We start from the raw sequence: 16344 nt of genomic DNA, 5'->3' as shown, positions 1-16344 counted from the left end.
TGTCTGGACCGGGTGAGCGGGTGCGGGTTGTCCGACGACGACACGTAACCACAGGGTCTCCCGACGGGGTCGGTCGATCCGCTCTCGAGGGTTAGCCCCAGTCCCGGAAAAGCTCTAGAACGGGCGTGCTGCCGCGTCGAGGCACGATTGATCGGGGAAGGAGCGATTGTTGCCTGGCAGGACCGCTCCCCTCGTCGTCATCCTCGTCACGGGCTCCCTCGGGGACGTCGCCCCGGCACTGAACCTCGCCGTACGGCTCCGCGATCGCGGCTTCAGGCTCCGGATCGGCGCTCCCGCCAACTTCGAGGAGATGGTGACCCGGCGCGGAATCGACTTCGCGCGCACGGGTGACGACATCCGCCTGCTGTTGAAGGATCCCGTCGCGCGAACCATCATCGAGCGCGGTGCCTTCGCGAACCTCAAAGGCCAGCTCCGTGTCGCCCGGACCTGGCACGAGACCACAGCCCGCATGGCGGTCGCCGCGTGCGAGGGCGCCGACCTCGTCGTCTTCCATCCCAAGGTCACCTTCGCGAGTTCGATCGCCGAAGCGCTCGGTGTGCCGTCCGCGATGCTCGCCTACCAGCCGCTGACGCCGACGGGGGATTTCCCGATCTTCCCCATCTCGACCCGTTCGTTCGGCCGCACCCTGAACCGGGCGAGCTATGCGATGCTCGGCGCCGAGCACCTCTTCCTCGGCGGCATCACGCGCCGGCTGCGGCGCGAACTGCTCGGTCTGCCGTCGGCGCGGAGCCACGCGAGCCTTCGCAGCCGTCCGGACGGCTCACCCCTGCCGATCATTTATGCGTTCAGTGAGGCCGTTCAGCCGCGGCCAGCGGATTGGCCGGCGCACGTGCATGTGACCGGCTATGTCTGGGACACGGCTCCTGCCAGCACCGAATGGCAGCCCGATGCGCGGCTCGCCCGCTTTCTCGCAGCCGGCCCACCGCCGGTCTACATCGGCTTCGGTTCCATGCCGCTCGGCGAGCCGGGCAAGGCACTCGACCTCTGGCTTTCTGCCCTCGCGGCCAACGGGCTTCGCGCGATCATCGCCGGCGGCTGGGGTGGGCTCGACGAGGCGGCTTCGGGGCGGGCCCTTCCGGAGAACGTGCATGTCATCACGGGAGCCCCGCACGACCGGCTCTTTCCGCTCGTTGCGGCCGTCGTCCACCATGGCGGCGCGGGCACGACGGCCATGGGGTTACGCTGCGGGCGCCCGACCCTCGTCTGTCCGTTCCTGATCGATCAGCCCTATTGGGCCGCGCGTGTCGAAGCGCTGGGGGCGGGCATTGCGGGGCCGAGCCCGGGCAAGTGGACGGGCGAGCGGCTGACGGCCGACCTCCGGCGCCTCGTTGGCAATCCGGACTTTGCGCGGGCGGCGGGCACGGTGGCAGCGCAGCTTGCGGCCGAGGACGGCGCCCGGCGGGCGTGCGACATCCTCGAAGGGTTGTTGGCGGGTCCGGCATCGTAGTGATCGAGCGCCGGACAAGAGGGAGTGGTCAGGCGCTTATTGCTCAGGCGCCCCGCTTGAGGACGAGCGTCAGGCCATCGCCGCACGAGAGGGGCGCTGCCTCGATGCGCGGATCGGCGGCGATGCGGGCGTTGAGCGCACGGATGCCCTCGGTCGCCTTCGAGGTGTCGGAGGGATCGATCACCTGGCCGCTCCAGAGCGTGTTGTCGACGGCGATGAGGCCACCGGGGCGGACCAGTTCCAGGCAGAGTTCGTAGTATTTCGGGTAGTTCTTCTTGTCGGCGTCGATGAAGGCCATGTCGAAGCTGCCGGGGCCACCCTCGGCGATGAGGCTGGGCAGGGCCTCGAGCGCAGGGGCGATGCGCAGATCGATGCGGCCTGTAACTCCCGCCGCCTCCCAGAACGGGCGGCCGACGGCGGGGTATTCGTCCATGATGTCGAAGGTGACGATGCGGCCGTCCGCAGGCAGGGCGCTCGCGATCCAGAGTGTCGAATAGCCGACGAACGTTCCGATCTCGAGGCAGCGCCGGGCCCCCATCAGCCGAACCAGGAGGGCGAGAAGGCGCGCCTCGGCCGACGAGGCGCGCCAGTTGGCGTGCTCGAGCTGGTCGGCCGCGCTCGCCAATGCGGCCATCGGTGCGGGTTCGGCCGGCGAGATGCGCTCGAGGTAGGCGAGCAGTTCGGGGGTGAGGGGGGTCTGGTGCCGGGACATGGGCACTCCTCGTTGCGTGGGGCGGGGCAAGGGAACTCCGGAACGGCCGGGGCCACCTCGTGCTCGGGCCAGCTTGATACGGGCGCGCGCAAAGAAAAAGGCCCGGTTCGCACCGGGCCCTGCAACAATCGTGTTCGCCGTGGCGCGCGGGCGTCGTGCGCCGACGCCAGGATCAGCGCTTGGAGAACTGGAAGCTGCGGCGGGCCTTGGCCTTGCCGTACTTCTTGCGCTCGACGACGCGGCTGTCGCGCGTCAGGAAGCCGGCCCGCTTCAGCACCGGACGCAATTCCGGCTCATAGAGCGTCAACGCCTTGGCGAGACCGTGCCGGACGGCGCCGGCCTGGCCCGAGAGGCCGCCACCGGCGACGGTGCAGATCACGTCGAACTGGGTGGTGCGGTCCGCAACCACCAGCGGCTGGCGCAGGATCATCTGCAGCACCGGGCGGGCAAAATACTGCACGACGTCCTTCTTGTTGACGGTGATCTTGCCGCTGCCCGGCTTCACCCAGACGCGGGCGACGGCATCCTTGCGCTTGCCGGTGGCGTAGGCACGGCCGTGCGCATCGAGCTTCTGCTGGTAGATCGGGGCGGTCTGGGCGCTCTCGACGCCGGCGAGCTGGCCGAGGGCTTCGAGGGAGCTGGACGGGGTGTCTGCCATTGGGGATCACTTTCGGCGTAACGGGGGTCGGGCGGCGATGCGGACTCGGTCAGCTCTCGCGAATGGTGTTTTTGGGGTTCAGCGCCGCGACGTCGAGCGTCGTCGGCGTCTGGGCCTGATGGGGATGGTCCGGACCGGCGTAGATCTTGAGGTTGCGCATCTGCTGGCGCGACAGCGGGCCGCCCGGAAGCATCCGCTCGACGGCCTTCTCGATCACGCGCTCGGGAAAGCGGCCGTCCAGGATCTGGTGCGCCTTGCGCTCCTTGATGCCGCCCGGATAGCCGGTGTGCCAATGATAGGTCTTGTCGGTGCGCTTGGCTCCGGTGAAGACGACCTTCTCGGCATTGACGACGATGACATTGTCGCCGCAATCGACGTGCGGCGTGAAAATCGCCAGGTGCTTGCCGCGCAGACGCCGGGCAATGAGGGCGGCGAGGCGACCGACGACGAGGCCCTCGGCGTCGATCAGCACCCATTTCTTCTCGATCTCGGCGGGTTTGGCCGAATAGGTCTTCATGCGGGAGGCTCCGCTTGCTGGACCCCGCAGCGGGGGCGCGATGGTCACGAATTGGGGGAGGCGGAGACATCCGTCCGCCGACGGGCTCTTCTAGCGGGCGACGCACGCGTTTGTCAAACAAAAGCGAAAAAAAGAATGCTTTGAAATCAGTTATATAGACGTGGGGTATTCATTTACCTCAGCTTTCTCCTATCCGCCGACCCGCTTGGAGGGCGGTGGGATGGAATAGGTCGCCGTGGCGTGCGCGGCGGGCTCGGAGACACCCTCCCCGAACAATGACACCTCGCCGATGGCGAGGCGCTGGCCGAGCTTCAGCAAGCGCACGTCGGCGATCATGTCGCGGGCGGGGGGTTTGCGCAGGAAATTGATGTTGAGGTTGGTGGTGACGGCGAGCGGAACCGGACCGATCGCGCCGAGCACGGCGGCGTACATGGCAAGATCGGCGAGGGTGAACATGGCGGGGCCCGAAATCGTGCCTCCCGGCCTCAGGTTACGAGGATGGTAGCGCATGCGCAGAGAGGCGCCGAGTGGGCGGATCGCCTCGACCTCGAAGATGCGGCCGGCGTCGTGGATTTCGGGAAAGACCTCGTCGAGCAGCCGGGCCACCTCGCTCGCCGTCATCACGGCGCGGGCCGGCGGGTTCATGTCATCGCTCACCAATCGGGCTCCTCGCGCTCGCGCAATCGTGCTCTCCGCGGCGCAGCTGGCCCCGGCCGACGGCGCGGCGGGGCCTTGCGAGCGGGCGGGGCTCGGCTATGTTCGGTGCTTCGAATGAAGCGGGTGGGTGCAAGATGGTCAAGGCGGTCGTCGAGCAGGTGCGGTGGCGAGGTGGGTCGGGGCGGACCTGCCAGTTCCTGGTCATGTTGGCGCTGCTGACAGCGGCCGCGATCGGCGGGCCAGGCGAGGCCGAGGCCTCCGCAGTGGTTTCCGCGCCCGATGCGCCCGTCGTGGCGCAGTACGGCACGGGCCGGGTGGCGGCCGGCGAGGGTGTCGAGACGGCGGACGAGGAGGGTGACGAGGCCTTCCAGGAGGATGACGCCAGCCCGTCCGATGCCTTCTTCGACGACGTTCGCCTCGTCGATCTGACACCGGCGTACATCGAGGCCTTCATACTGGCGCGGCCCAAGATGATGGCCGTCGTGATGGGCGCGGTTGAGGCCGATGAAGGCTCCAACGCCGCGCCGGTTCTGGCCGATGCGGATAACGAGCGGCGTCTCGAGGAAATCGCGCGCGAGGCCGGGTTCGAGAGCTTTGCGCACATGATCGAGGTGGAGAACACGATCGGCCTCTATTTCACGGCGATCGATCCGGCGACCGGGGAGTTCACGGACCCGCGCGACAAGCTGCGCGAACAGATGGAGGAGGTGAGCAAGGAGCCGGGCATCGACGAAGAGGCGCGCAAGGAATTGATCGAGATCTACGAAGACATGCTCTCGACACAGCCGGCGCTCGACAATGCCGAGAACATCAGGCTCGTGCGCGAGTATTACGAGCGCATCCTCGAGGCTGCGCGGCAATAGGTGGGTGCGGGACGGGATCGCCGGCCGCACGGGTCGTTCCGGCGGCGGCAGGTGGTTTGCCAAGGAGGCCTGTCATGATGCCAGACAAGACGATCGAGAACGGAACGGAGAGCCAGCCGGCGGTCCTGTCACGGCTCGTGGACGGCGTTCTCGAGCTCACGCTCAACCGCCCGAAGCAGCGCAACTCGCTCTCGCTGGCGATGATCGGGGAATTGCAGCGCACGATCGATCTCGCCGCCGACGACAGGCAGACGCGGGTCATCGTGCTCGCGGCCGAGGGGCCGGTGTTCTGTGCCGGGCACGACCTCAAGGAGTTGACCGCGCATCGCTCCGACCCGGACGGTGGGCGGGAGTTCTTCGCGCAGACAATGCGGCTCTGCGCGCGGCTCATGCAGACGGTGGTGCGTTCACCCAAGCCCGTGGTCGCCGCGGTGCACGCGACGGCGACGGCCGCCGGCTGCCAGCTGGTTGCGAGCTGCGATCTCGCAGTGGCGGCCCGCTCCGCCAGCTTCTGCACGCCGGGCGTCAACATCGGGCTCTTCTGCTCGACGCCGATGGTTGCGCTTTCGCGCAATGTCTCGCGTAAGCGGGCGATGGAGATGCTGCTGCTCGGGGAGATGATTTCGGCGGAGGATGCGGTGGACTGGGGGCTGGTCAACCGAGTGGTCGATGACGGTGGTGCGCGCGATGCCGCGTTCGCGATGGCGCGGCGGATCGCCTCTAAGTCCGCAGCGACCGTGAAGATCGGCAAGGAGGCCTTCTACCGGCAGGTCGAGATGCCGCTCGGGAACGCCTACGATTTCGCCGCCGACGTGATGGTACGCAATATGATGGAGCACGATGCCGCCGAGGGGATCGAGGCATTCATCGGGAAACGCGCGCCGATCTGGCGTGACTGAGGCGGTGGGCATGTCCGATGAAACCTATGACGACGACGAGATCCGGGCGATCCTGGCGAGCGTGAAACGGATCGCGATCGTCGGGGCGAGCGGCAATGCCGTCCGCCCGAGCTATTTCGTCCTCAAGTACCTTCTGTCGAAGGGCTACGAGGTGTTCCCGGTCAATCCGGGACTCGCCGGTCAGGAGATTCTTGGCCGCAAGGTCTATGCAACTCTCGCCGAAGTGCCGCCTCCGGTCGACATGGTCGATATCTTCCGCAACAGTGAGGCGGCGGACGCCATCACCGACGAGGCCATCGCAATCGGGGCCAAGGTCGTGTGGATGCAACTCGGTGTGAGCAACCCGGCGGCGGCGGCTCGCGCGCGGGCGGCCGGCCTCACCGTCGTCATGAACCGCTGCCCGAAGATCGAATACGCCCGCCTCTGCGGCGAGATCGCCTGGGCGGGTGTCAATCCGGGCCGCATCTCCTCCAAGAAGCCCAAGCTGATGAAGGGTTTCCAGCACCTCGGCATCGTCGCGCCGGGCAAGGAAGAATAGTCCGGCGCGGTTCGACACCGCGCCCTCAACGTTGCTCGAAACGCGAGGTCTGGCGCATGTCGCCGCCCTGCCAGATGTAGAAGACGGCAAGCGGCTCGTCGGTGGTGCGAAAACCGTGGCGGCGACCCGAGGCGACGAACACCGGTTCGCCCGCCACGCGCCGGGACGAAGGCAGACCCTCGAAGGTGAATTCCATGGCGCCGGCGAGGACGACATAGACCTCCTCGGGCTGGTGATCGTGGATCGGGTATTCGATCCCCGGCCCCCAGACACCGACGCCGGCCCGCACGCGCTCGCTCATGAATGGGCCGCGCTTGCCGACGACCTCGGCAAAGCCGTAGCCGCCGAGCATGTCGTCGCCGACGAGACCCATGGCTTTCGTATAGCTCTGCTCCCAGAGGCGGGTTCCGCGCTCGGCGATGAACATGTCGACCAGCCGGCGGGTCGAGGGCACGGCCATCGAGGCCATGCGCGAAAGGGTGTCGCTCGCCGCCAGGTGGCGGGGCTCGACCGGCTGCCACTCCCCTCCCCAATTCGCCACGTTGTCGCGAAAGCGCGCGACGGCGGGATCCGGGTGGTGGGAGACGAAATCCTGGATGGCGTCGAGGAGGCGCTCGTCGGCCTCGCGATCAGGACGGCTGGCCATAGCGGGGATCCGTGATGAGGCCGTAGCAGGACGGCCGGCGGTAGGTGGTGAACTCGAAGAAGCGCTTGTACTCGGCCGTCGCATCGAGGTCGATCCGGTAGGGGAGCAATTCGTCGCCGACGCCGCTCGCGAGCGCCACGACTTCGCCCGAGGGCGCGATGACGCAGGAGTGCCCCATCATGTCGCAGCCCTCCTCCGGGCCCGCCTTGGCGGCCGCGATGATCCAGAGGCCGTTCTGGTAGGCGGCCGACTGCATCGGCAGGAGGTGGTGCATCTTGCGCAGCGCGTTCTGGCGCGGGTTGTCGGGGAGCTGGGCGGGGGAATTGTAGCCGAGCGCGACGAGTTCGGCGCCCTGCAGTCCCAGCATCCGCCAGGTTTCCGGCCATCGCCGGTCGTTGCAGATGAGCTGGCCGAATTTTCCATCGAGCATCTCCGAGACCGGAAAGCCGAGGTCGCCATTGAGGAAATACCATGGCTCGAGGTGCTGCAGCTTGAGCGCGGGATCGTAGACCGCGTTGCCCGGTACGTGGACCTTGCGATACTTGCCGACGATGCTGCCCTCGGGTGAAACGAGGATCGAGGTGTTGTAGCCGAGGTGGTCGGCGCCGTCGCGGCCGGCAAGGCGCTCGCAGTATCCGAGATAAAAGCCGATGCCGTGACGGCGGGCGGCGGCAAAGAGGGGCTCGGTCGCCGGGCCCGGCATTTCGGCCTCGAAGAACGACTGCACCTCCTGGGCATCCTCGATCAGCCAGCGCGGAAAGAAGGTGGTCAGCGCCATCTCGGGAAAGACCACGAAGCGGCAGCCGGCCGCCTTGGCTTCCTCGATGAGGACGATCATCCGATCGACGACACTCTCGCGCGGTTCGGCGCGCTCGATCGGGCCGAGCTGGGCGGCGGCGGCGGTGAAGATGCGGGGCATGGGCTTTCGGCTCCGGGTGGAGGGCGCTAGGTTGGAAGCGCTGGATGGTGGCGCGCCGGATGGCGCTCTGTAAAGGAAAAGCGGATGGGCGAGCGGTCGGTGTCGGCGGGTCACAACGTCGCGGGCGGGATCGAGGCGGCATACCGGGCGCGCACGGGGGCCTCGGAGCGGCTCGCCGGTCGGGCGCGGGGTGTGCTGCCGAGCGGTGTGGTGCACGATTCCCGGCACATGAAGCCCTATGGCCTCTACTGCGAGCGCGCGAGCGGCGCCACGAAGTGGGATGCCGATGGCAATCGCTACATCGACTTCTACGGCGGGCACGGAGCGCTGATGCTCGGACACAATCCGCCCGAAGTGGTGGCCGCCGCCAAGGCGCAGCTCGATCGCGGCACGCATTTCGCCGCGAGCAACGAACTGGAAATCCGCTGGGCCGAGCAGATCCGAGCCATGGTGCCGTCGGCCGAGTGCGTGCGCTTCCATTCCTCCGGCACCGAGGCAACGGCCATGGCCGTGCGCCTGGCGCGCGCCTTTACCGGACGCAACAAGCTGCTGCGGATGCAGGGGCACTACCACGGCTGGCAGGACGACATGACGAGCGGCTATGCCAGCCATTTCGACGGCAGCCCGGTCATCGGTGTTCCGGGACCGGTGGCCGCACAGACGCTGGCGGTCGATCCCTATGATGAAGCCCGCCTCGAGGAGGTGATCGGGACGGACCGCGACATCGCGGCCGTTATCCTCGAGCCACTCGGGGCGGCGACCGGCAAGATCCCGATCGAGCGGGCCCTTTTGGCGCGTATCCGGGAGTGGACCCGGGCGGCCGGCGTCGTGCTCATTTTCGATGAGGTCGTCACCGGGTTCCGCGTCGCGCCGGGCGGCATGCAGACGGTGGCGGGCGTGACGCCAGACCTGACGACGCTCGCCAAGGTCGTCGCAGGAGGCCTGCCGGGCGGCGCGGTGGCAGGGCGGCGGGACATCCTCGATGGCCTCGATTTCGAGGCGAGCGCACGCCAGGGCCGCGAGAAGGTCTATCATCCCGGCACGTTCAACGCCTGTCCGGTTTCGGCGGCAGCGGGGATCACGGCGCTCGAGATCATCGCGAAGGGCGACGCTTGCGCGCGGGCCTCCGCGCTCGCGGCGCAATTGCGCGCGGGCTTCAACCGGGAACTCGAGACGGCGGGGGTGCCCTGGATCGTCTACGGGGAGTTCTCGGCCTTCCACATCTTCATGGGCGAGCGTGCGCCTGGCGAGACCGCGGCGAGCTTTGCACCACGCCGGCATGGCCGTGACGGGCTCCAGAAGCAGCCAGCCGATGCTTCCCGGCTCCTGAGACTCGCGATGAACCTCAACGGCGTCGATCTTTCGGCCTGGCCCGGGGGATTGCTTTCGGCGGCACACAGCGAGGCCGACGTCGCGGAAGCGACGGCGGCGTTCGCGGCGAGCCTCGCCATGCTGCGTGAGGAAGGCGTGATCTGAAGCCGGCCTGTCGCGCCGGCGGTGGATGGTGGGAGGGTGCGCCGACCTCGGCCGTTCGACCGGGTGGACGCGACGGGCCCGATGGCACTAGAACGCGGCGAGCCCAGAAAGGGAGCATCGCATGTCCGTCCGCCGTCTCCATCCGATCCAGCCCGACAGTTTCGAATTCACGGCCGACAACCTCGCCTTCGCCGAGACGCTCATTGCGCGCTATCCCGAAGGAAAGCAGGCCTCGGCCGTCATCCCGCTGCTCTGGCGGGCGCAAGAGCAGAATGGCGGTTGGACGAGCGAGCCGGCCATCCGCTGCGTCGCCGACATGCTCGCCATGCCCTATATCCGGGTACTGGAGGTGGCGACCTTCTACACCATGTTCCAGCTCTCACCGGTCGGGCGCAAGGCGCACATCCAGGTCTGCGGCACGACGCCGTGCATGCTGCGGGGCGCCGAGGAGCTGAAGGCGGTTTGCCGCAAGCGCATCGCGCCGGAGCCGTTCGCGGTCTCGGCGGATGGCGATTTCTCCTGGGAAGAGGTCGAATGCCTCGGGGCGTGCGTCAACGCGCCGATGGTGCAGGTCTGGAAGGACACCTACGAGGACCTGACGCCGGAAAGCCTCGAAGCTCTCATCGAAGCCTTCGCGCAGGGTCGGCCGCCGGCGCCGGGACCGCAGAACGGGCGGCACTTTTCGGCACCGATCGGCGGGGCAACGACGCTCAACGAGGTGCCGGTGCGCGGTTCGGGCGCGAGCGGGGTGATCGAGGCGGTCGCCAAGTCTGGCTCTGTCGCCACCGCCGCCGCCTTGGGGGGCGCGGCTGCGGGCGGTAGTGCGGTGGTGCCGGGCCTGGGTGGAGCCGCGAGCATGGCTGCATCGGCTTCGACAAGTCCGAGCGGGCTCGCTTCCGGCGCCGATGAGGCGGTCGACCCCGATGCCGAGAGCGCGGCCATTGCCGCACGGCTCGCCGAATTGCCCGCGGACGCCACGCCCGAGCAAAAGGCCAACGCCGTCGGCGCCCGTCCTCTCGGGCTCGCCTCGCCGGAGGCGGGCCGAGCGGACGACCTCAAGCGCATCAAAGGCATCGGCAAGGTGAACGAGGACCGGCTCAATGGTCTCGGCATCTACCACTTCCACCAGATCGCCGCCTGGACGCGGCCGGAAATCCGCTGGGTGACGACCTATCTGGCCTTCCCGGGCCGCATCGACCGCGAGGACTGGGTGGGCCAGGCGCGACTGCTCGCCGAGGGGCGCGCAACGGAATTCTCCAAGCGGGTCGATGCCGGCGAGGTCGAGAGCAGTAAGGGCTGACGGAGGGTACGCCAGCCGAACGGGCCGCATGATCGGTGCGGTCTGATTATAACGCAGGCGAGAAAATCAGTTTGCGCCTTATCGCCGGGTGTGAAACTATCCCCGAGGGGAGGATCGACAACTCGGAGAGTGCCGCTCATGCGTTACCTGATCATCGTGCTTGGTCTTGTCTTGTTTTCGGCGCCCGCCAGTGCCGGCTGTGCCTATGGCCAGAAGAACCTCGCCGGCAGCCTCGGGCCCGGTCAGACGGACTGGAGCCGCTCCTTCACCGTGAACGGTTCGGCGAACTTCGTCGTGCAGGTAACCCGCAACGGGCCGATCACGGCCAACCTCGGTTGCGGCTGGAAGACCGGGCGTTACCATTCCTGCCGCGTCTACGGGAACGGCGAGATCAACGTCGGCCTGCAGAACAACACCGGCAAGCAGATCACCTACCGTTGGATCTGCAAGCACTGACCGGGCAAACCGAGAAGCTCTCGAGGCTTCGCCGTGCTCTGATCCACTGACGACGCGCGCGGCCCACTCCGCCGGTTTCGGCCCGGTGGGTCGCTGCCGCGCGTTGCTTGCCGATTGAGCGCATGCCGTGCCGCCTTTTCCCGTGCGCGCGGGAGCCGGGCGGGCACTGTGGCTTGCGGGCGGAATCGGCTCTCACTATGGTCCGGTCGAGACACTGCACCAGCAGGTGAGGAACGCGGCAATGTTCAAGGGCTCGATACCGGCGCTGATCACGCCACTGCGCGACGGCGCCGTCGACGGCGAAGCGTTCCAAGCGTTCGTCGAGTGGCAGATCGCGGAAGGGTCGCACGGGGTCGTTCCCGTCGGCACGACCGGAGAGAGCCCGACGCTGACGCACGACGAGCACAAGCGCGTCGTCGAAATGTGCGTCGAGGCCGTGGCGGGACGCGTCCCGGTGATCGCGGGCACAGGCTCCAACGCCACCGCCGAGGCGATCGATTTCACGCAGCACGCCAAAGCGGCGGGCGCCGATGCCGCGCTGGTCGCTGCCCCCTACTACAACAAGCCGACCCAGGAGGGGCTCTACCAGCACTTCAAGGCCGTGGCCGAGAGCGCGGACCTGCCGATTTTCATCTACAACGTGCCGGGCCGAAGCGTCGCCGACGTGCAGCCGGAAACCATGGCGCGGCTCTTTCGCGACTGCAGCAACATCGTCGGGATCAAGGACGCGACCGCCGACCTGACGCGCCCGAGTGTGCACCGCCATCTGATGGGGCCCGATCTCATCATGCTGTCGGGCGAGGATGGCACGGCGCTCGGCTTCAATGCGCACGGTGGGGTCGGCTGCATTTCTGTGACGGCGAACGTCGCGCCGCGACTCTGCTCCGAGTTCCAGGAAGCGACGCTGGCGGGGGACTATGCCAAGGCCCTTGCGATCCAGGACCGCCTGATGCCGCTGCACAAGGCGTTGTTCTGCGAGACCAGCCCGTCGCCGGTGAAGTATGCCGCCGCCGTTCTCGGGCGGGCGCCTGACGAGGTTCGTCTGCCGCTGGTCGTGGCGAGCGCCAGTGCGCGCAAGCAGGTCGACGAGGCCTTGCGATTCGCGGGTCTGATGAACATCTAACGTTGCTCGAGACGCGCGGACGCAGTCGGCGCGCGAAGTCGAAAAGGAGACCGGTGCCATGGCGAAGAAGGGCGATGGCCGCAAGGTTGTCGCCGAGAACCGCAGGGCCCGGTACAACTTTGCGATCGAGGAAGTCATCGAGGCAGGCTTGATGCTGAAGGGCAGCGAGGTGAAATCGCTGCGTTCGGGCAAGGCCAATGTCGCCGAGAGCTATGCCGCGGTCGAGGGCGGCGAACTCTTCCTCATCAATTCCTACATTCCCGAACTCGAGAACGCCAACCGCTACGACAACCACGAGCCCCGGCGTCACCGCAAGCTCTTGCTCAACCGGCGCGAGATCGACCGGTTGGCGATCGCGGTGATGCGCGACGGCATGACGATGGTGCCGCTCAAGATCTACTTCAACGAGCGGGGTATGGCGAAGCTCGAACTGGGCCTGGCGCGCGGCAAGAAGCTGCACGACAAGCGCGAGAGCGAGAAGGAGCGCGATTGGCAGCGCCAGCGCTCGCGGCTGATGCGTGAGCGTGGTTGATCGGGCAAGACCCTTCGCCCGACGATCGGGCGGGCGGCGGGGACTTGACGGTCAGTGGCCGACCTTGGCCGCCGCTTCTTCGATCCGGTGGCGCTCTGCGATCGCAAGTTGGCGCCCGTCGAGGTGCAGCGCCTCGTGGGTGCCATCAGGGGCTTCGATGAAGGCGAGGATGGTGCCATCGGCACGGGTCGCCGTGCCCTTCAGATCATCGTGCGGGATGGCCAATTCCACGATGCGGCGCCCGTCCGGGCTCGCGATGGCCAGTTCCGCCACATCGCTCTCGGAGAGATAGCCGTCGCCATTCGTATCGCGGCGTACGAGGCGTACCAGGATCGCCACCGGCTGCTCCCTGGCTTCGTCGCCCGGCAGATAATGGTGCGTGGCCGACAGGACGAGGGCCGTGTCGTCGGCGAGCAACTCGTGGGTCGCGCCGGTCGCGGGATCGTAGAATACGTAGTTGCGCACACTCCAGGCGGACTTGCCGCCAGAGGCATATCGCTCCTCGTGCTGGACGAGGGAGCGGGCCGCCCAGAACAGGTCCGTACGCCCGATTTCGGTGAAGTTGTTCAGCTCGAGGCGGGGCGCGCGCGTACCGGTCGGGTCGACCCTGGCGACCGCCTCGACATGACGAATTCGCAGGAAATCGTAGCCGACCGCGGCCAGGGCGATCAGCCCGAGGAGGCCGGCGATGACCGCGACCCCGGCGATGGCGAGGGCATTGAAGCGCCAGATCCATCGAAAGGCGGTCTGCAGGCGGCTCTCCAGGGCCGTCGTCTCGCCAGGACCGGCAGGTTCTTCGCCCGGGGGAATCGGGCGTCCATCGGCGTCCTCGGTCGTCATCGCGGCTCCGGATCGTCACTCGCAAGGAAGACCCTGATGGCATCGAAAACCGCCCGGAACATGTCCGGGGTGAGGACGCGTGTGCTCGTGTTGTAGCGCGAGCAGTGGTAGCTGTCGAAGAGGCGCAGCGGCGTTGCGCGACCGATCTCGGTCGCTCGCGGGGTGTCGAGGACGTGGCAGGCGCCATGGGCGAAGGGGTAGGCGGATTTGCGGGCGCCGAGGCTGGTCAGTGCTTGGTCGTGTGCGATGCGGCCGAGCGCAAGAATGGCGCGCAGGCGCGGCAGCGCGTCGATGCGTGCGGTGAGGAAGCCTCGGCAGGCGGCAATTTCGGTCGTGGCCGGCTTGTTCTGTGGCGGCACGCAGCGCACCGCATTCGAGATCATGACGTCGACGAGTTCGAGGCCATCGTCGGCGTGGGCGGCGTAATCACCGCGCGCAAAGTCCTTTGCGATCAGCGTCGCATAGAGCAGGTCGCCGGCATAATCGCCGGTGAACGGGCGGCCGGTTCGATTTGCACCCTTCAATCCCGGCGCCAGGCCGAGCACAAGAAGACGGGCGTTCGGGTCGCCGAAGGACGGCACCGGCGCATTGAACCATGTCGGGTTGTCGCGGCGCTGATCGTGGCGGAATTGAACGAGGCGAGGGCAGGCCGGGCAATCGGCCGGGGGCTCCGAGGGGCTGCGGATCGGGTCGGAAGTGGACATTGCGGGTGCACCCTCAGCCGCCCCGACGGAGGTCAGACCTCCTCGAAGTCGTCGCCCTCGTCCTGGTCGAACGAGCGACGCTGCTGCTCGCGTTGCTGACGGATGGAGGGATCGCGGGCGATGGTGCCACGGAGCTCGGAAAGCTCTATGAACTGATCGGCCTGGCGGCGCAATTCGTCGGCGATCATGGGCGGGCTCGTCACGAGGGTCGAGACGACGCTGACGCGTTTGCCCTTGTTCTGAAGTGCCTCCACCAGTGAGCGGAAATCACCGTCGCCGCTGAAAAGCACGATATGATCGAGGTGGTCGGCCAATTCCATCGCCTGTACGGCCAGCTCGATGTCCATGTTGCCCTTGACCTTGCGGCGTCCGGTGCTGTCCGTGAACTCTTTCAAGGGCTTGGTGACCATGGTGTAGCCGTTGTAGTCGAGCCAATCAATCAGTGGTCGGATCGAGGAATACTCTTGATCGTCGGCGACTGCCGTATAATAGAGGGCACGTATCAGACGACCCTTGGTGCTGAAATGCTTAAGTAGATTCTTATAATCTATATCGAAGTTCAGTGATTTCGCGGTGCTGTAAAGATTTGCACCGTCGATGAACAGTGCAATGCGTTCGGATTGGTAGAAAAGCGCGCTCATTTCATTGTGCTCATGATAGGTTTTTTGCAGAATCGTTAGGACCTACATGTAGCAACTCGTTGTCTTCATGTCGATGTCTCGGGCTGCGAATTGAGACCTTCTGCGCAGCAAGGTGGTCCGCCACGTCGTTTGCGGCAGGGCCCGCGGCGGTGCAGGTGCCTGCGTTCGAGTTGCGCATTCGACACTTCCGGTCGATCGAAATCGTTGTCGGTCGTGGCGCTTTGCCGTAGTCGCCTTGGTTCCCCTGTCGCCCGGCTCGACGCTCGGGGTTCGGCAGGCAATACGTTGGAACACCCGCCTTGGCTCACTCGATCATAGCACTCGGGAGCAATCTCGTCGGACGCTGGGGGACACCGCGCGAGGCACTGCGCGAGGCCGTTCGCCAGTTGGCGCGGCGCGGCGTCGGGCCAGTGGCCATTTCGAACGCATACGAAACGCCACCGTTCGGGCCGGGACGGCAGGCGCCCTATGTGAACGCCGCATTGAAGGTGACCACTGCGCGCTCGCCGCAGGCGCTGCTGATGCTGGTCAAACGGCTCGAGCGTCTCGCAGGCAGGCGTGGCGGACGACGTTGGGGGCCGAGGCCGCTCGATATCGACATCATCGATCACAAGGGACGGGTGGCGCGCCTGCAGGGCAAGAGTGTCGGGATGCGACCAATGGCGCTCGATCTGCCCCACGCGGGGGTGCGCGGGCGGGCCTTCGTGCTGCGTCCGCTACGGGACGTGGCACCGCGCTGGCGCCATCCGGTGACGCGCGAAGGGGTGGGACGGCTCCTGGCGCGCAACCGCGCCGACGACCGCAAGATCGTCCCGCTCGGGCCGCTCTGACGGCGCCGGCCGTGGTGTGCCACCCGAATGGGGATCGGTCCGGAAGGCCTGCCTGCGAAACGCGGCTTCGATGCAGCATCTTGCCTCGGTGCCCGGTAGCCGCTATACGGATCGGCTGATCCCAAAAATAATCCGAGGAGTGATCATGGCTCGCGTCACCGTCGAGGACTGCGTCGAGAAAGTCGCCAATCGCTTCGATCTGGTGCTGATGTCGGCCAACCGGGCCCGGGCCATCGCGGGCGGGCTGCCGATCACCATCGATCGCGACAACGACAAGAATCCGGTGGTTGCGCTACGCGAAATCGCCGAGGGCACGGTGGCGCCCGACGACCTGCGCGAAGATCTCATCCACTCGCTGCAGAAATTCGTCGAAGTGGACGAGCCCGACGTGCAGTCGGGTGGTGACCAGCGCCTGCCGGTGCTCGGACAGGACGACCAGTCGAGCGACAGCCAGATCGACCGCATCACGATGTCGGAAGAGGAACTGCTGCGCGGGCTGGAGAGCCTGGCGCCGGCCGAGTCGCCCGGTGCCAACGGACGCAACGGCTGACGCGAGGCGGACTGC

20 protein-coding genes are annotated in these 16344 nt (G+C 67.1%); 11 read left to right on the top strand and 9 right to left on the bottom strand.

What is annotated here, in order from left to right; translation table 11 throughout:
* Window positions 1–166: 166 nt before the first annotated feature.
* Window positions 167–1468, top strand: coding sequence for a glycosyltransferase (locus GC150_06605; protein ID MBI1384562.1), 1302 nt, complete (start codon window positions 167–169; stop codon window positions 1466–1468).
* Between the two features lie 43 nt (window positions 1469–1511).
* Here the strand turns inward: GC150_06605 and GC150_06600 are convergent, their stop codons facing one another.
* From GC150_06600 to GC150_06585, 4 genes are all read right to left on the bottom strand, one after another.
* A complete protein-coding gene (locus GC150_06600; protein ID MBI1384561.1) occupies window positions 1512–2180 on the bottom strand; it encodes a methyltransferase in 669 nt (222 codons plus the stop codon).
* A 172-nt stretch (window positions 2181–2352) separates the two neighbouring features.
* Window positions 2353–2838 carry a 30S ribosomal protein S9 gene (gene rpsI, locus GC150_06595; protein MBI1384560.1) on the bottom strand — a complete coding sequence of 162 codons (486 nt, stop codon included), beginning with the start codon at window positions 2836–2838 and terminating at the stop codon, window positions 2353–2355.
* Window positions 2839–2887: 49 nt separating this feature from the next.
* Window positions 2888–3355, bottom strand: coding sequence for a 50S ribosomal protein L13 (rplM, locus tag GC150_06590; protein ID MBI1384559.1), 468 nt, complete (start codon window positions 3353–3355; stop codon window positions 2888–2890).
* A gap of 189 nt (window positions 3356–3544) precedes the next feature.
* Window positions 3545–4000 carry a phenylacetic acid degradation protein gene (locus tag GC150_06585; protein MBI1384558.1) on the bottom strand — a complete coding sequence of 152 codons (456 nt, stop codon included), beginning with the start codon at window positions 3998–4000 and terminating at the stop codon, window positions 3545–3547.
* Between the two features lie 146 nt (window positions 4001–4146).
* On the opposite strand from GC150_06585, the gene GC150_06580 reads away from it, so the two are divergent.
* The 3 genes from GC150_06580 to GC150_06570 all read left to right on the top strand — a co-directional run bounded on the left by GC150_06580 (window position 4147) and on the right by GC150_06570 (window position 6312).
* Window positions 4147–4875, top strand: a complete 729-nt coding sequence (locus tag GC150_06580) for a hypothetical protein (GenBank protein ID MBI1384557.1) — start codon at window positions 4147–4149, stop codon at window positions 4873–4875.
* Between the two features lie 77 nt (window positions 4876–4952).
* Window positions 4953–5774 (top strand): enoyl-CoA hydratase, encoded by an 822-nt coding sequence (locus GC150_06575; GenBank protein ID MBI1384556.1) that lies wholly within the window; start codon window positions 4953–4955, stop codon window positions 5772–5774.
* Window positions 5775–5784: 10 nt separating this feature from the next.
* Window positions 5785–6312 carry a CoA-binding protein gene (locus GC150_06570; protein ID MBI1384555.1) on the top strand — a complete coding sequence of 176 codons (528 nt, stop codon included), beginning with the start codon at window positions 5785–5787 and terminating at the stop codon, window positions 6310–6312.
* Window positions 6313–6337: 25 nt separating this feature from the next.
* On the opposite strand, the gene GC150_06565 is transcribed toward GC150_06570, so the two are convergent.
* Both GC150_06565 and GC150_06560 read right to left on the bottom strand, forming a co-directional pair.
* Window positions 6338–7042, bottom strand: a complete 705-nt coding sequence (locus tag GC150_06565; protein MBI1384554.1) for a hypothetical protein — start codon at window positions 7040–7042, stop codon at window positions 6338–6340.
* Window positions 6942–7877: an N-carbamoyl-D-amino-acid hydrolase gene (locus GC150_06560; GenBank protein MBI1384553.1), complete on the bottom strand. Its 936-nt coding sequence runs from the start codon at window positions 7875–7877 to the stop codon at window positions 6942–6944. The genes GC150_06565 and GC150_06560 overlap by 101 nt, the downstream gene beginning before the upstream one ends.
* An 84-nt stretch (window positions 7878–7961) precedes the next feature.
* Here GC150_06560 and GC150_06555 point away from each other — a divergent pair, with 84 nt between their 5' ends.
* The 5 genes from GC150_06555 to smpB all read left to right on the top strand — a co-directional run bounded on the left by GC150_06555 (window position 7962) and on the right by smpB (window position 12764).
* Complete coding sequence (locus GC150_06555; GenBank protein MBI1384552.1) at window positions 7962–9353, top strand: aminotransferase class III-fold pyridoxal phosphate-dependent enzyme; 1392 nt, start codon at window positions 7962–7964, stop codon at window positions 9351–9353.
* 121 nt (window positions 9354–9474) lie between these two features.
* Window positions 9475–10653 (top strand): NADH-quinone oxidoreductase subunit NuoE, encoded by a 1179-nt coding sequence (nuoE, locus tag GC150_06550; GenBank protein MBI1384551.1) that lies wholly within the window; start codon window positions 9475–9477, stop codon window positions 10651–10653.
* A gap of 138 nt (window positions 10654–10791) precedes the next feature.
* A complete protein-coding gene (locus GC150_06545) occupies window positions 10792–11109 on the top strand; it encodes a hypothetical protein (GenBank protein ID MBI1384550.1) in 318 nt (105 codons plus the stop codon).
* A gap of 241 nt (window positions 11110–11350) precedes the next feature.
* Entirely contained in the window at window positions 11351–12232 is an 882-nt protein-coding gene (locus tag GC150_06540) for a 4-hydroxy-tetrahydrodipicolinate synthase (protein ID MBI1384549.1), read from the top strand.
* Between the two features lie 58 nt (window positions 12233–12290).
* The gene (smpB, locus tag GC150_06535; GenBank protein ID MBI1384548.1) at window positions 12291–12764 is read left to right on the top strand and encodes an SsrA-binding protein SmpB; all 474 of its coding nucleotides are present in this window, start codon (window positions 12291–12293) and stop codon (window positions 12762–12764) included.
* 51 nt (window positions 12765–12815) lie between these two features.
* On the opposite strand, the gene GC150_06530 is transcribed toward smpB, so the two are convergent.
* From GC150_06530 to GC150_06520, 3 genes are read right to left on the bottom strand one after another with little or no spacing between them, the layout of a single operon-like run.
* Window positions 12816–13604: a hypothetical protein gene (locus GC150_06530; protein ID MBI1384547.1), complete on the bottom strand. Its 789-nt coding sequence runs from the start codon at window positions 13602–13604 to the stop codon at window positions 12816–12818.
* On the bottom strand, window positions 13601–14308 hold the full coding sequence (locus tag GC150_06525; protein ID MBI1384546.1) for a uracil-DNA glycosylase: 708 nt from the start codon (window positions 14306–14308) through the stop codon (window positions 13601–13603). The genes GC150_06530 and GC150_06525 overlap by 4 nt, the downstream gene beginning before the upstream one ends.
* 32 nt (window positions 14309–14340) lie before the next feature.
* Entirely contained in the window at window positions 14341–14949 is a 609-nt protein-coding gene (locus GC150_06520; protein ID MBI1384545.1) for an NYN domain-containing protein, read from the bottom strand.
* A 299-nt stretch (window positions 14950–15248) separates the two neighbouring features.
* Here GC150_06520 and folK point away from each other — a divergent pair, with 299 nt between their 5' ends.
* Together folK and GC150_06510 are read left to right on the top strand one after the other, a co-directional pair.
* Window positions 15249–15779 (top strand): 2-amino-4-hydroxy-6-hydroxymethyldihydropteridine diphosphokinase, encoded by a 531-nt coding sequence (gene folK, locus GC150_06515; protein ID MBI1384544.1) that lies wholly within the window; start codon window positions 15249–15251, stop codon window positions 15777–15779.
* A 145-nt stretch (window positions 15780–15924) separates the two neighbouring features.
* Window positions 15925–16329, top strand: a complete 405-nt coding sequence (locus GC150_06510) for a DNA-directed RNA polymerase subunit omega (GenBank protein MBI1384543.1) — start codon at window positions 15925–15927, stop codon at window positions 16327–16329.
* The last annotated feature ends 15 nt before the right edge of the window (window positions 16330–16344 follow it).

This window comes from Hyphomicrobiales bacterium, assembly GCA_016125495.1.
GTDB lineage: Bacteria > Pseudomonadota > Alphaproteobacteria > Rhizobiales > RI-29 > RI-29.
Note: the sequence above shows the minus strand (reverse complement) of the source record. Positions and strands in the feature narration are given on the sequence as shown.

Coding starts and splice junctions, on each gene's coding strand:
- GC150_06600 (MBI1384561.1), bottom strand. CDS start 2,180: ATGTCCCGGCACCAGACCCCCCTCACCCCCGAACTGCTCGCCTACCTC.
- rpsI (MBI1384560.1), bottom strand. CDS start 2,838: ATGGCAGACACCCCGTCCAGCTCCCTCGAAGCCCTCGGCCAGCTCGCC.
- rplM (MBI1384559.1), bottom strand. CDS start 3,355: ATGAAGACCTATTCGGCCAAACCCGCCGAGATCGAGAAGAAATGGGTG.
- GC150_06585 (MBI1384558.1), bottom strand. CDS start 4,000: ATGAACCCGCCGGCCCGCGCCGTGATGACGGCGAGCGAGGTGGCCCGG.
- GC150_06580 (MBI1384557.1), top strand. CDS start 4,147: ATGGTCAAGGCGGTCGTCGAGCAGGTGCGGTGGCGAGGTGGGTCGGGG.
- GC150_06575 (MBI1384556.1), top strand. CDS start 4,953: ATGCCAGACAAGACGATCGAGAACGGAACGGAGAGCCAGCCGGCGGTC.
- GC150_06570 (MBI1384555.1), top strand. CDS start 5,785: ATGTCCGATGAAACCTATGACGACGACGAGATCCGGGCGATCCTGGCG.
- GC150_06565 (MBI1384554.1), bottom strand. CDS start 7,042: ATGCGACGGCCGAGTACAAGCGCTTCTTCGAGTTCACCACCTACCGCC.
- GC150_06560 (MBI1384553.1), bottom strand. CDS start 7,877: ATGCCCCGCATCTTCACCGCCGCCGCCGCCCAGCTCGGCCCGATCGAG.
- GC150_06555 (MBI1384552.1), top strand. CDS start 7,962: ATGGGCGAGCGGTCGGTGTCGGCGGGTCACAACGTCGCGGGCGGGATC.
- nuoE (MBI1384551.1), top strand. CDS start 9,475: ATGTCCGTCCGCCGTCTCCATCCGATCCAGCCCGACAGTTTCGAATTC.
- GC150_06545 (MBI1384550.1), top strand. CDS start 10,792: ATGCGTTACCTGATCATCGTGCTTGGTCTTGTCTTGTTTTCGGCGCCC.
- GC150_06540 (MBI1384549.1), top strand. CDS start 11,351: ATGTTCAAGGGCTCGATACCGGCGCTGATCACGCCACTGCGCGACGGC.
- smpB (MBI1384548.1), top strand. CDS start 12,291: ATGGCGAAGAAGGGCGATGGCCGCAAGGTTGTCGCCGAGAACCGCAGG.
- GC150_06530 (MBI1384547.1), bottom strand. CDS start 13,604: ATGACGACCGAGGACGCCGATGGACGCCCGATTCCCCCGGGCGAAGAA.
- GC150_06525 (MBI1384546.1), bottom strand. CDS start 14,308: ATGTCCACTTCCGACCCGATCCGCAGCCCCTCGGAGCCCCCGGCCGAT.
- GC150_06520 (MBI1384545.1), bottom strand. CDS start 14,949: ATGAGCGCGCTTTTCTACCAATCCGAACGCATTGCACTGTTCATCGAC.
- GC150_06510 (MBI1384543.1), top strand. CDS start 15,925: ATGGCTCGCGTCACCGTCGAGGACTGCGTCGAGAAAGTCGCCAATCGC.